This is a genomic window from Streptomyces sp. NPDC049627, from assembly GCF_044465645.1.
In the GTDB taxonomy this organism is placed as follows: domain Bacteria; phylum Actinomycetota; class Actinomycetes; order Streptomycetales; family Streptomycetaceae; genus Streptomyces.
Window position 1 is genome coordinate 358930 of record NZ_JBITLW010000001.1, and the last position, 13212, is coordinate 372141.

Consider the following 13212-nt stretch of genomic DNA (forward strand, 5'->3'; position numbering starts at 1 on the left):
GATCACCGTGACCTCCGCCCGCTTCCCGCGACCTTCGCTGCCTCGCCCGCCGTTCGCGGGGCCAGCGCCGCCCGTTCGGCGATGCCCGTGGTGGAGCGGCCGTCGAGGTAGGGAAGCAGGACGACCTGGCCGCCCCAGCTCTCCACGAGGGACGCCTCCGGCAGGCGGGTCAGGGCGTAGTCGCCGCCCTTGGCCCAGATGTGCGGGCGCAGTTCGGCGAGGAGGCGTTCGGGGGTGTCCTCGTCGAACACGGCGACCGCGTCGACGCACTCCAGTGCGCGCAGGACGCGGATGCGGTCCGCCTCGGGGACGAGCGGCCGGCCGTCTCCCTTGCGGCGGCGTACGGACGCGTCGGAGTTGACGCACACCACCAGGCAGTCCCCGGTGCGCCGGGCGGCCTGGAGCAGGGCGACATGGCCGGCGTGCAGCAGGTCGAAGCAGCCGCCCGCGGCGACGACGGTCCCGCCCGCCGCCCGCACCCGGGCCGCCGTGCGCAGCGCGTCGTCCGTCGGCTCGGCGTCGGTCGGCGCGGCCGCGGGCTCGGTCGGCGGCGTGTCCACGGCGACGGAACGGACGCCGCCCTCGGCGACGTACCGGGTGGCGGCGTGCACGGCTCCCCGTACCGCCGTCTCGACGAGCTCCCCGTCGGCCAGGAGCCCGGCGGCGGTCGCCGCGAACCGGTCCCCGGCGCCGCAGGCGTCGCCCTCGGCCGTGACCGGCGACGGCACGAGCAGCGGCGTTTCGCCGTGCGACAGCAGCGCCCCGCGCCCGCCGAGGGTCACGGCGACGGAGGCCGCGTGCCAGGCGCGGACGAGCCGGGCGGCGTCCTGTGCCGCCGCGTGCAGCTCGCTGCCGTGCCGGTCCTCCCCCGCGTCGGCGCCCCGGCCCGCGAAGGCGTGCGCCTCGGCGGCCGACGGCGTCGCCAGCCGCACCCCCGGCACGGGCGGACGTCCCCGCGGATGCGGATCCCAGGCGACCGGTACCCGCGCCGCGGCATCCGCCAGTGCCTCGCGCAGCACGTCGGCGGTGCCCCGGCCGTAGTCGGCGACGAGGACGGCGTGGGCCTCGGCGATCGCCCGGCATGCCTGCTCGGTCGCTTCCCGGGCCCTTCCCTCGCCGTCGTCCAGGCGCAGCAGGGGCCTGCCGTCCGCGAGGACGCGGGTCTTGCTGGACAGCGCCCCCGTGAGCGGGAGTTCGACCAGGTGGACCCGGTCGGCCAGGAGCTCGCGCAGGGACGCGCTGTCCGAGTCGTCGCCGAGTGCGGTGACCAGGGTGACCGGCCGGCCGTCGGCCGCGGCTAGGCAGGCGGCCAGCGCCGCACCGCCCGGTCGGGTGGTGCGCCGGGGTCCGCTGACGACCGGTACGGGCGCGTCGGGGGCGAGGCGTTCGACCCGGCCGGCGACGTCGTGGTCGAGGAGGGCGTCCCCGACGACCAGCAGCGCGGCCGGGGCGCTCATGTGCCGTCCTCCTCCAGGAGCAACGCCCAGCGCTCGGCGGGCCGTCGGCTCTCGGCGGTCTTTTGCCGTCCGTCGGCCCGGTGCCGCTCCTCGGGGGCCGCACCGGTTCCGACGGCCCAGTACCGGTCCTCCGCCGTCTCGCCCCGTGCGCCGGCCAGCCGCCGCCGCTGGGCCGCCTCCCGTCGTTCGACCGCCTGGTCGAAGGCCTCGCAGAGCATGTGGACGGCCACCAGGTGCAGCTCCTGCACGGTCGCGGCGGTCGCCGCCTCGACACACAGGGCCTCGTCGGCCGTCCCCGCCAGCGGGTTCGGCGCCGGGCCGGTCAGCGCCCACACCGTCATGCCGAGGCGGCGGGCCTCGCTCGCCGCGACGAGCAGATTGCCGCTGGCGCCGCTGGTGGACAGCAGCATCAGGACGTCCCCGGCGCGGCCGTGCGCCGCGACCTGCCGGGCGAAGATCTCCTGGACGCCGTAGTCGTTGGCGATCGCGGTCGTGGACGACGTGTCGGCGTGCAGGGCGAGGGCGGAGAACGGCGGGCGGTCGTCCCGGTAGCGGCCGACCAGCTCGGCCGTCAGGTGTTGGGCCTGGGCGGCGCTGCCGCCGTTGCCCGCGACGAGGAGCCGGGACCCCGCGCCGAGCCGGGAGGCGAGCAAGGTGCCCCAGCGCCGGACCACGGGGGCGGCGTAGCCGCGGAATCCTTCGAGTGCCTTCATCAGGTCGTCGCAGTGCGTGACGTCGGTGGCGAGTTTCATCGGACGGCTCCCGAGAGTGAGGGGACCGAGGACACGGCGCTGTAGGCGCGGGTCACGCCGTCGGCCACCCGGTCCCAGGTGTAGCGGGCGAGGACCCGGCGGCGCCCGGCGGCGCCGTAGCGGGCGAGCAGGTCGGGGTCGGCCAGGAGGCGGCGGACGGTTCCGCTGATGTCGTGGTCGTCGTCGGGTGGGACGAGGACGCCGGTGATGCCGTCGACGACGGTGTCGAGCTGTCCGCCGACGGCGGTGGCGAGGACGGGTGCGCAGCAGGCCATGGCCTCGACCGGGACGATGCCGAACGGCTCGTAGCGGGGCAGGGAGAGCACGAGGTCGGCGCTGGACAGCAGCCCCGGCATCTCCTCCCGGCCCACCCCGCCGAGCAGGGTCACCCGGTCGGCGACGCCGCATTCCTCGGCGATGGCGCGCAGCCGCTCGGCCTCGGGTTCGGCGAGGAGCAGGGCGGCTTCCGGCCCGCCGGCGATGAGGAGTTCGGCGTCGGGGACGTCGGCCAGCGCGCGGATCGCGCGGTCGAAGCCCTTGCGCGGGACGAGCCGGCCGACCGAGAGCAGCCGCCGGGGCGCGGACGCCGGCCGGGGCGGGGCCGCGACCGGGGCGAACCGCACGGGATCCACGCCGCAGGGGACGACGGAGATGTGCTGCCGGGACAGTCCCATGGCCTCCAGTTCGGCCACCTCGTCCTTGCAGGTGGCGATGATGCGGCTGCACTCGCGGCCGACGGCGGTCTCGATCGCGATGCGGTCGGGCGGGCTGGTGTCGGCGGCGCCCTGGTAGCGCCTCTTGACGGTGCCGAGCGCGTGGTAGGTCTGCACGACGGGGATGCCGAGGCCGCGCGCCCCGGCCAGGGCCGCCCATCCGGACATCCAGAAGTGGGCGTGCACCACGTCGGGCGGCTCCGTCGCCCACTGACGTGCCAAGAAGTCCCCGAACTCCGGCATGTACGGCGGGAGTTCGTCCTTCGGTATCGGAGCCGCCGGTCCGGCGGGCACATGGACGACCTGGAACCCGTCGGGGGTGGTGACCCGCTCGGGCAACCGGGGGTCGTCACGCCGCGTGTACACGATGACCTCGTGTCCCCGGCGGACCAGTCGCCCGGCGAGTTGCGCCACGTACACGTTCTGCCCGCCCGCGTCCGGCCCGCCGAGCGCGGCCAGCGGACTGGCGTGCTCGGAGACCATGGCGACACGGCCGGCCGAGGGGTGGCTGGTGCTCATCGGGTGACCTCCTTGATCAGGCGCTCCCAGTCGTCCCGGAAGCGCCGCTCTCCATAGCGGGCCTGTGCCGCGGCCCTGGCGGCCTCCCCTGTCAGCCGGGCGTCCGTGGGATCGGCGAGGAATCCGCGCAGGGCGTCCTTGAGTACGTCGAGCCGGTTCGAGACGACCCCGGCCCCGTCCGGGACGGCCTCGCGGACCTCGGTGGTGTCGAGGGCCACGACGGGCATCCCGAGGAACATCGCCTCCAGCAGGGACAGCCCGAGGGACGTCCACCGGATGGGGTGGAGGTACATGCGACAGCGGGCCATCGCCGGGTGCAGGCGGCTCTGCGGCAGGTCACGGCTGCGGCAGCGGTCGGGGGGCAGCCCGAGGTGGCCGCCCAGGCCTTCGCTGCGCATGCCGAAGACGTCCAGCGGCACCGCTGCGGCGAACTCCGGCAGCAGGTCGGTTCCCGTCGTACGGCCGCGCCGTACGGGCTCGTTGACGACGACCGCGGCGCGCGGCTCCTCGCCGGTCCACAGGTGGCCGGGGTCGATGATGCCGTGCTCGATCACCGTGGTGGGTGCCCGGCCGTTGTCCCACATCAGGCGGTTGAAGTGGGTGACGTGCACGAGGGGGATGTCGGACCGGTCGGCCAAGGGGTGCCGGGTGTCGACGGGTGTCTCGTGCGGGCTGTTGTGCTCGACGTACACGGCGGGTACGTCGATGCCGGGGCGGCGGCCGGTCCACCGACGGGCCAGTTCGAGTTCGTGCGGCCGCTGCAGGACCATCAGGTCGATGTCGGCCTCGCGCAGCCGGTCGGAGCTCAACTCCCGTACGGTCGGCGGCCATTGCCATGTTCTGGCGCGGCCCAGGCCGTCGGGGCCCCGGTCGGGGGTCACGGGGACGAGGAAGGTGTAGGCGCCCTGGACGAACGACGTCAGCCAAGAGCCGTGCACATGCCAGACAAGGATGTTCATGCGGTCTCCCCCATGAGTTTCTGCACCGCGGCCACCACGTCGTGGGCCGTGACCTCGTCGAGGCACGGATGGCCGGGCACGGGACAGTGCAGCGCCCTGGTGTCCGCGCACGGTGCGTTCTGGTCGCCGAGGAGCACGCTCGGCACTCCGTACGGCGCCCAGCGCTCCGCCGGGACCACCGGGGAGAACAGGGACACGACCGGCGTGCCGACGGCCGCGGCCAGGTGGGCGGGGCCGGTGTTGCCGCAGACCACGGCGTCGGCGGTGCGCAGGACTCCGGCGAGCGTGCGCGGGGAGGTCCTGCCGCCGAGGTCCACGGCGGTGTCGCCGCTGACCTTCCGGGTGAGGCCCGCTTCGTCGGGGCCTCCGGTGACGACGACCCGGTGACCGGCGTCGGCGAGCAACTCGACGGCCTCGGCGCAGCGTTCGGGGCTCCAGGCGCGGGCGGGCGCGGTGGCGCCGGGGTGCAGCACGACGTACGGGCCGTTGCCGGTCAGCGCGATGGTGTCGGGCGGCGGCAGCACGCGCAGCCTGCCGTCGTCGCCGGGGTGGGGCAGGAAGCCCATGGCCGCGGCGGTGTCCAGGGCGGCCTCGGCCTCGTGACGGCCGGGGAGCCGCCGGTGCCGTACGTCGAGGAGGCGCCCGGGATGGTCGACGCTGTCGGCGCCGATGCGGGGGACGCCGGCCAGACGCAGCAACAGGGCGGTGGGCAGGGGGCTCTGGTGGAAGGAGGTGAGCACGAGCGCGGTGTCGAACGCCGCGTCCCGCAGGCGCCGTACGAGACCGTCGACATCGGCCTCCTGGACGGTGGGCGGGTCGAAGCCCTCCCAGGGGGACTCCCACACCATCACCTCGTCGACACCCGGCAGGAGTTGGGCGGCAGGCTCGCCGCGCGGGCCGCACAGCAGGGTGACGTGGGTGGAGTGCGCGGCGACGGCGCGGACCGCGGGTCCGGCGAGCAGTACGTCGCCGAAGCTGTCGAGACGGACGACCAGTGATTTCACGGGCGATCACCTCGCGCCCAGGTGTCCGTCTCCGTCTCGGCGAGGAGCCGCCGCACCGCCGTGAGCAGGTCGGGGGCGGTGCTGGGTGCGGTGTCGACCTCGCCCGGCAGGGTCGCCGCGTTGGGCACCAGCACGCCCCGTGCGCCCGCGGCGCGTGCGGCCTGGACGTCGGCCGCGATGTCGCCGATGACCACGCAGTGCGCGGGGGGCACGCCCAGGCGTCGTGCGGCCTCGATGACCAGGCCCGGGCGGGGTTTGCGGCAGGCGCAGCCGGCCTCGGGCGGGTGGGGGCAGTAGACCCAGGTGTCGAGGCCGCCGAGCAGGGTGTTCGCGCGGTCGTTGACAAGGCGGACGTCGGTGTCCGTGAGCAGTCCGCGGCCGATGCCGGACTGGTTGCTGACCACACCGGTCGGGATGCCCGCGGCGCGCAGCAGGTCCAGTGCCTGCCGGGCGCCGGGCAGCGGGCGTACGCGGCCGGGGTCCCCGTTGTAGGGGACGTCCTCGACGAGGGTGCCGTCGCGGTCGAAGAGGACGGCGGCGACCCGAGTGCGGTCCCTCGTCCGCGGGTTCATGGTGTGCTCCTGAGCGGCGTGCTCGTGAGGCGCGTGACCCGGCGGTGGCGGATCAGGCCGTCGAGCCAGTGCCGGATCGCCAGCGGCGGGATGACCACGCTGGTGGCGACCATGGTGGTGATCTCCTGGGGGGTGCGCGGCCCGGGCCTGATGCGGGCCAGGGCGAACTCGGCCGTGCCCAGCGCCCACAGGGCTCCGGCCAGGCCGGCCGCGCGGCGCCGGCCGGTCAGCGCCAGGGCGGGTGCCGTGAGCGCCATGGACGTCACGAGTACGTGCCGGGGCAGCCGTCCGCGCGGCGCCTGGGCGCGCGCCCACCAGTCGGGGCCGTGCAGCCGGGTCATCAGGGCGTCGTCCGCGTTGCCGCGCTGGGCCCGCACCGACACCCAGCGGTCGGCCGGCCGCACCGGGTGGCGTGTCGTGCGCCCGCCCCGGTGCAGCAACCATCCGGCCTCGTGCACGCGCAGGGCCAGGTCGGCGTCTTCCCGGAAGGCCCGGCCGAACCGCTCGTCGAAGCCCTGGACGTCCACCAGCGCCGCGGTCCGGTAGGCCATGTCCGCCGTGGCCCAGGCGGCGTGCTCCAGTCCGGCCGTGCCGCGCTCCCAGTCGGTGGGCCTGCGGTCCTCGGGCAGCGGCACGCGCAGGCGTCCCTGGATGCCGCCCGTGGAGGCCCCGGCCGCGGCGAGGTCCTCCGCGAGGAGGCGGGACCAGTCGGGCAGGACCTGGACGTCGTCGTCGAGGAAGACGGTCCAGGGCGTACGGACCGTGCGCCAGCCGGCGTTGCGGGCGGCCGCCGGGCCGCGTCCTGCCGTGCGCAGGGTCCTCACCCGCAGCCCGTCGGCCGCGTCCAGGGGCAGGGGGCCGGTGAGGTCGGGGCGGTCGTCGACCACGACGACCTCGTCGGGCGGGTGGCCGGTGGCCGCGGCGAGCGCGCGCAGGCAGTCGGCGAGGCAGGGGCGCCCGATCGTCGGGACGACGACGGAGTAGGCGGGCGCGTCCGTCATGCGAACACCTTCTTCCGCCGGATCGCGAACGGTCCCAGGGCCAGCAGGTCCACGGGCGCGGAGCCGAAGCACTCCAGCGCGTCCCTCGGATCGTCGACCATGGGCCGTCCGGCGGTGTTGAGGCTGGTGTTGACCACGACGGGCAGTCCGGTGAGGCGCTCGAATCCGTCGATCATGCGCGCGACGAGGGGCTCGTCCTGCCGGTCGACGGTCTGGATGCGGGCCGTGCCGTCCACGTGGACGACGGCCGGGATGCGATCCCGCCACTCCTCGGCGACCTCGTGCACGAACAGCATGTAGGGGCTGGGCAGCGGCCCGTCGAACAACTCCGGGGCCCGCTTGGCCAGGACCATGGGCGCGACGGGGCGGAACTCCTCGCGGCCCTTCACGGCGTTGAGGCGTTCCAGGTTGGCCGCGCGGCCGGGGTGGGCGAGCAGCGAGCGATGGCCGAGTGCGCGGGGCCCGTACTCGCTGCGGCCCTGGAACCAGGCCACGATGCCGTCCCCGGCGAGTTCGGCGGCGACGGTCTCGGCGATGTCGTCGGGTTCCTCGTAGGGCACGGCCGCGCGTTCCAGCCAGGCGCGCAGGTCGTCGTCGCTCCAGCCGCGGCCGAGGGCGGCGGTCGGCATGGCCTCCACGGCTTCCTTCTGGTGCGCGACATGGAGCGCGGCGCCCAGGGCGGTGCCCGCGTCTCCGGCGGCGGGCTGCACCCAGACACGGCGGAAGGGGGTCTCCCGGTAGAGCCGGGTGTTGGCCACGCAGTTGAGGGCCACGCCGCCCGCGAGCGTGAGCACGTCCTCACCGGTACGGTCGTGCAGCCACCGGGCGAGTCCGAGCAGGACCTCCTCCAGGCACGCCTGCGCGCTGGCGGCGATGTCGGCGTGGTCCTGCGTCCAGGCGCCGCCCGGCAGGCGCGGCTGGACCAGCGTCCCCCAGGGGACGGGGCGGGCCCGGAATCCGCCGTGGCCGTCCAGGTGGACGTACGGGCGCAGTCGGTCGAGGAAGCGGGGCTTGCCGTAGGACGCCAGTGCCATCACCTTGAACTCGTCGCTGCTGCGCAGGAACCCGAGGTGCTGGGTGAGGTCCTCGTAGAACAGGCCCATCGAGTCGGGCAGCGACTGCGAGCCCAGCACGGTGAGTTCGCGGTTCGCGTAGCGGCCGGCGAGGTGGGAGCCGCACTCGCCGCGTCCGTCCAGCACCAGGACGGCGCTGTCGGGGTACGGGGCGGCCTGTCCGGCGGAGGCGGCGTGGGCGACGTGGTGGGCGACGAAGCGGACCTTGTCCGGGTCGAGTCCGGGCAGGGCCTCGGCGAGGAACTCGGGGGCGCGGCGGGCGTATTCCTGACGCAGGTGGTCCCAGGGGTCGTACAGGCCCAACTGTTCTGCGGGGCGGGCGAGTTGCGGGTCGTACGAGTAGGCGACCGCGTCCAGGTCGGACGGGGTGAGGCCGGCCCGCTCCAGGCACCATCGGGCGGACTGTTCGGGCAGTTCCCAGGCGGAGAAGGGGACGGGCCGCTTGCCGTGCTTGCGCCGGCTGAAGCGCTCCTCCTCCGCCGCTGCCACGATCCTGCCGTCCATGGCGAGAGCGGCGGCCGGGTCGTGGAAGAGGGCGTTGATTCCCAGGACTCGCATGCGTTGCCTCCGTGCGGCGTACGGGAAGGGGGCGTACGGGACGTAGCTGTCCGCCTACGGGGCCGGCTCGCCCGCGGACTGCGCCGTGGCGAAGTAGGCGATGGTCTGCTTGATGCCCTCCTCCCAGGGCACGTGGGGCGTCCAGCCCAGCAGTTCGCGCGCGAGGCCGGTGTCGGGGCGGCGGCGCTGCGGGTCGTCGGTGGGGCGGTCGACGTAGACGATCCGGGAGGAGGAGCCGGTCAGTTCGACCACGCGGTGGGCGATCTCGCCGACCGTGACCTCGTCGGTGCCGCCGATGTTGACGGGACGGACCGAGTGACTCGCCGCGACCAGCAGGACACCGTCGACGGTGTCGTCCACGTAGCACAGGGACCGGGTCTGCCGGCCGTCCCCCGCCACCGTCAGCGGTTCACCGGCCAGTGCCTGACTGACGAAGGTCGGGACGGCACGCCCGTCGTGCGCGCGCATGCGCGGCCCGTACGTGTTGAACAGGCGGACGATGCCCGCGTTGGCGTCCCTCTCCCGCACATGCGCGGTGACCAGTGCCTCGGCGAACCGTTTGGACTCGTCGTACACGCTGCGCGGACCGACCGGGTTGACGTTGCCCCAATAGTCCTCGCGCTGCGGATGCTGCAGCGGATCGCCGTACACCTCGGACGTCGACGCGAGCAGGAAGCGGGCTCCGTCACGCTCTGCGACGGCCAGCATGTGGCGCGTGCCCAGACTGCCGACGTCGAGTGTCTCCAGCGGCAACCGCAGGTAGTCGGCGGGTGACGCGGGGCACGCGAAGTGCAGGACCAGGTCGTACGGCCCGGGCAGGTGCTGGAGGGCGTCGGGGGCCGAGACGTCGCACTCGACGAACCGGAAGCCGCGGCGGCCTTCGAGGTGCGCGACGTTCTCGGGCGACCCGGAGGACAGGTTGTCGGCGCAGTCGACTTCGACGCCTGAATTCAGCAGCCGTTCGCACAGGTGACTGCCGAGGAAGCCGGCGCCGCCCGTCACCAGCGCTCGTTGCCATGTACATGTCGTATTTGCGCTCATGGAAGTTCCTTCGTCCGCACCCGAAGGCGCCGGGCGGTTGGCCCGGCACACGCCGTCCGGCGCGACACAAGGGGGATTCGGAGAGCCGCGGAAAGCCTCGGCGGGCTTTCCCGAGCTATGGGCGAGAGTGAAAGAACATGTCGCGGATTGCGCTGAGCAGCGGAGCCGCTTCGGCGGGTCGCCGAGTCCCGGCGACGCACTGCCACGGGGTTCCCGGGCCAGTTGTTTTCACACGTTGATTCCCACTATGCGTCGGTTCGCAGACACTCGCGACTCCCCGTGTGAGTCCGCCGACCGCGGGCACTCGGAGCCGCGGCGGCTCCGTCCGGACCGCCGCTCCAGGCTGGAGGTGAAGGACATGGGTCATGGTGGGAACGTCATCGACGAGCTGATGACCGATCACCGCGAGGTCGAGCAGATCTTCGGCCGGATCGAGGGGCTCGCGTCCGGGGACAGGGTCCGCAAGGTCTACGCCGAGCAGGCCACGATGGAACTGGTCCGGCACTCGGTGGCCGAGGAGGAGTACCTGTACCCGGCCGTGCGGGAGCACGTGGCGGGCGGGGACGCCATGGCCGACAAGGAGATCGAGGACCACTCCACGGCCGAGCAGATCATGAAGGACCTGGAAGGGTGCGAAGCCGGTGACCCCGAGTTCGACCGGCTCATCGGAATGCTGATGAGCGACGTCCGCTCGCACATCGCCGACGAGGAGCAGAACCTCTTCCCCAAGCTGCGCGCGGCGTGTTCCGCGGAGACGCTCGACGAGCTGGGCGACAAGGTGCGTCAGGCGAAGAAGATGGCCCCGACCCGCCCGCACCCGTCGGCCCCGGACAAGCCGCCGGCCAACAAGCTGCTGGCCCCGGGAGCGGGCCTCGTCGACCGGGTGCGCGACGCGCTGACGGGACGCGGAAAGGAGAGCTGACCGCACCCGGGCGGACGGTCGTGCGGTCCGGCCGCCCGAGGGCTGTGAGCAACCACACTCGATCAACCAAATACGGGAGTTTCCCGGGCAGTTGGCCCCCGAGACGGCGGCGCGAGAGGAGCACGCGGCGTCGGCTCGGGGGTCCCGTCTGTCACGATGGTCCGCGCCGTGACCGACTCGGTGGAACCGCCGCGCAACGCAGCCGGTGATGTCAGGTTCCCCGGTCCCTCCTCTGACTCCTCCTGGTTGTCGAGTACCGCACTGTGTCTTCCACCACCTCTGCCCTGCCCCCGCCTGCGCCGAAAACCGCCTCAGTCCCGTCCAAGGACGCGTCCCGTTCGCCCTGGCGGTCGCTGCGGTACCGCAGCATGCGCTGGTGGTCCGTCGCCAACTTCCTGTCGAACGCCGGTACGTGGATGCAGCTCACGGTCCAGAACCTGCTGGTGCTCCAGATCACAGGCTCGGCCGCGGCGACAGGTCTGTCGATGTCCGTCCAGGCCGCTCCCGCGCTGTTCATGAGCCTGCTGGGCGGCAGCGCCGTGGACCGCTGGCCGCTGAAGATGACGGCCGCCGTCAGCCAGGCGCTGCTCGGCGCGGTCGCCTTCACCACGGCCGTGCTGGTGGCGATGGACCGGCTGGACATGACGTCCCTGATGGTGCTGGCCGCGGTGACCGGCGTGATCGCCACCGTCGACGGACCGGCGTGCGCCCTGCTGGGCAACGACCTCGTCCCGGTGGAGGACGTCCCCTCCGCCATCGGCGTCGGTGCGCTGGTGCACAACGCGGGCCGGCTCGTGGGCACCGCCCTGGCCGGTGTGACGGTCGGCTTCCTCGGCACGGCCTCCGCCTACGCCGCGAACGGCCTGTCGTTCCTCTTCGTGGCCTCGGTCATCCCGTTCCTGCGCCCGGCGCCGGGCGCGGTGCGCCACGCCGCCCGGGTGAAGGCCGCTCCCCGCGGTGACGGCGGCGCCTCGGGCCCCGACATGACCGTGCGCCAGGGCCTGAAGTTCTTCGCGCGCCGGCCCCGCCTGGTCGCGCTCGCCGCGGTCACCGGGATCAGCGCGGTCTTCGGCCGCAACTACGGCCTCACCCTCGCCGTGCTCGTCACCGGGCCGCTCGCGGGCGGCGCCGGCTCCTTCGGCACGGTCTCCACGGTCCTCGCCGTCGGCGGCATCCTCGGCGCGGTCCTCGGCGCCCGGCTGCGCCGCCCCTCCGTCCGGCTCGTGGGCATGCTGGCGGCCTCGGGCGCCCTGCTGCAGGTCGCGGCCGGCCTGTCCCCGTCGCTGGCGGTCCTGCTGGTCCTGGTCCTGCCGATGGCAGTCGTGGAGTCCGTCTCCGACACCGCCGGCACCGCCGTCCTCCAGACCGACCCGCCCGCTCACCTCCGAGGACGCGTCCTCGGCGTGTGGAGCAGCATCGGCACGATCTGGGGCCTCGGCGGCCCCCCGGCCCTCGGCCTCCTCATGGAACTGGCCGGCGCCCGCGGCGCCCTGGTGACGGGCGGCCTGATCATCGCGCTCGCGATCGGAGCGGGCTTCGCCCTGCGCTCCCGCCGGACCCCGGCCCCGGTGGTCCTCCCCACGAAGGACGGGGACATCACGGGGCGGGCGGCACTGGACACGGCGGCCTGACGGCCCGGAGGGGGGCCGTAGTGCGCGGCTCCACGGGGAATGCCCCGGGCCGCGCGGCGCCGAGCACAACCACCTGAGCGGGCGGCACGGCGCCTGGGCCACCTGACCTCTGTCCGATGAGCAGCAGCCCCCGGCGCTTCGCACACCGCGCACGCGCGGGAGACCCACAGCGGCACTCGGCACGGCTGCTGCCCGAGACATCCAGGGCGGCGCAGGACCGCCCGCCTCCGTGTGACGGAAAAGCATCCTCTCGGCGCCGTCGCACACCGCGCCGGCGCGAAGGCGCCCGAGCCACCTGAGCGCGGGCGAGCCCGAAACAAAGCACACGCCCAGGCCCCGAACGCCGGCCTCGTAAAGCCCCCGCCACGCAGACAGAGCTCAGCGCGGCTGCCTGACGTTGCCGAGCGGCCCAGGGGCGGGTCCGCGTCGTACGGCCCGTTCTCCCAGGGCCGCCGCTCAGGCGATGAGCGCCCGGCCCGGGTCGAGGCGTTCGTGGAGGGCGGGGGCGTGCAGGGCGGCCACGGGGGCGAGGAGGTCGGGGTGGCGCAGGAGGGCCGCGGCCTGGCGGTCCCGGGTGTCGGGGGACACCAGGCGCCGGAACTCGATCGGCACCCCGGTCGCATGACCGCCGTCGGCGATCGCGGCGACCGCCAGCCGCGCCAGCCCGGCGTCGGTGAGCAGGCAGGCCGCCCAGCTCGCCACGACCTCGTCCACCCAGGTGCGCCAGGCCGCGTCGTCGGCGTCGTCGTGCGCGGTCGCGTCCGCGCCGGTGATCCAGTCCAGGCCCGCCGAGCCGCCGGGGCCGGCCATGCCGACCAGGGCGGCGTCGGTCGGCGTCGGGTAGCGCAGCCACGCCGCGACCGTGACGGCCTGCCGGGCCTGCACCTCACCCAGGGCAGCGGCGAGCGCGCCGCCGCACGCCGGGTAGGAGCGCGTCAGCCATTGGGTGGTCGCGGCGATGAGCGGGGAGAGATCTGCGAGCACTGCCGGTCCGTCCGAGGTACGGGAGA

Annotated in this window: 12 protein-coding genes; 2 read left to right on the forward strand and 10 right to left on the reverse strand. The window is 74.4% G+C overall.

All coding sequences use genetic code 11. The features are described 5' to 3' along the window. Positions 1–2: 2 nt before the first annotated feature. Genes rfaE2 through ACIBU0_RS01725 form a run of 9 tightly spaced genes read right to left on the reverse strand, consistent with a single transcriptional unit; the run spans position 3 to position 9649 of the window. Positions 3–1457 carry a D-glycero-beta-D-manno-heptose 1-phosphate adenylyltransferase gene (rfaE2, locus tag ACIBU0_RS01685; protein ID WP_398810033.1) on the reverse strand — a complete coding sequence of 485 codons (1455 nt, stop codon included), beginning with the start codon at positions 1455–1457 and terminating at the stop codon, positions 3–5. Further along, on the reverse strand, positions 1454–2209 hold the full coding sequence (locus ACIBU0_RS01690) for an SIS domain-containing protein (RefSeq protein WP_398810036.1): 756 nt from the start codon (positions 2207–2209) through the stop codon (positions 1454–1456). The genes rfaE2 and ACIBU0_RS01690 overlap by 4 nt, the downstream gene beginning before the upstream one ends. Beyond that, positions 2206–3441, reverse strand: coding sequence for a glycosyltransferase (locus ACIBU0_RS01695; protein WP_398810039.1), 1236 nt, complete (start codon positions 3439–3441; stop codon positions 2206–2208). Before ACIBU0_RS01695 ends, ACIBU0_RS01690 begins: the two co-directional genes overlap by 4 nt. Then, complete coding sequence (locus tag ACIBU0_RS01700; RefSeq protein WP_398810041.1) at positions 3438–4400, reverse strand: glycosyltransferase; 963 nt, start codon at positions 4398–4400, stop codon at positions 3438–3440. Before ACIBU0_RS01700 ends, ACIBU0_RS01695 begins: the two co-directional genes overlap by 4 nt. After that, entirely contained in the window at positions 4397–5404 is a 1008-nt protein-coding gene (locus tag ACIBU0_RS01705; protein ID WP_398810044.1) for a glycosyltransferase family 9 protein, read from the reverse strand. Before ACIBU0_RS01705 ends, ACIBU0_RS01700 begins: the two co-directional genes overlap by 4 nt. After that, on the reverse strand, positions 5401–5976 hold the full coding sequence (locus tag ACIBU0_RS01710) for a D-glycero-alpha-D-manno-heptose-1,7-bisphosphate 7-phosphatase (protein WP_398810047.1): 576 nt from the start codon (positions 5974–5976) through the stop codon (positions 5401–5403). Before ACIBU0_RS01710 ends, ACIBU0_RS01705 begins: the two co-directional genes overlap by 4 nt. Next, positions 5973–6977: a glycosyltransferase family 2 protein gene (locus ACIBU0_RS01715; protein WP_398810050.1), complete on the reverse strand. Its 1005-nt coding sequence runs from the start codon at positions 6975–6977 to the stop codon at positions 5973–5975. Before ACIBU0_RS01715 ends, ACIBU0_RS01710 begins: the two co-directional genes overlap by 4 nt. After that, a complete protein-coding gene (locus ACIBU0_RS01720; protein WP_398810052.1) occupies positions 6974–8608 on the reverse strand; it encodes a carbamoyltransferase in 1635 nt (544 codons plus the stop codon). The genes ACIBU0_RS01715 and ACIBU0_RS01720 overlap by 4 nt, the downstream gene beginning before the upstream one ends. Before the next feature lie 54 nt (positions 8609–8662). Continuing rightward, positions 8663–9649: an NAD-dependent epimerase/dehydratase family protein gene (locus ACIBU0_RS01725; RefSeq protein ID WP_398810054.1), complete on the reverse strand. Its 987-nt coding sequence runs from the start codon at positions 9647–9649 to the stop codon at positions 8663–8665. Between the two features lie 358 nt (positions 9650–10007). Between ACIBU0_RS01725 and ACIBU0_RS01730 the strand changes: the two genes are divergently transcribed. Then, positions 10008–10571, forward strand: a complete 564-nt coding sequence (locus ACIBU0_RS01730; protein WP_398810057.1) for a hemerythrin domain-containing protein — start codon at positions 10008–10010, stop codon at positions 10569–10571. A 368-nt stretch (positions 10572–10939) separates the two neighbouring features. Then, positions 10940–12202: an MFS transporter gene (locus tag ACIBU0_RS01735; protein WP_398810060.1), complete on the forward strand. Its 1263-nt coding sequence runs from the start codon at positions 10940–10942 to the stop codon at positions 12200–12202. Between the two features lie 456 nt (positions 12203–12658). On the opposite strand, the gene ACIBU0_RS01740 is transcribed toward ACIBU0_RS01735, so the two are convergent. Then, complete coding sequence (locus tag ACIBU0_RS01740; protein WP_398810063.1) at positions 12659–13186, reverse strand: hypothetical protein; 528 nt, start codon at positions 13184–13186, stop codon at positions 12659–12661. Between the last annotated feature and the right edge of the window lie 26 nt (positions 13187–13212).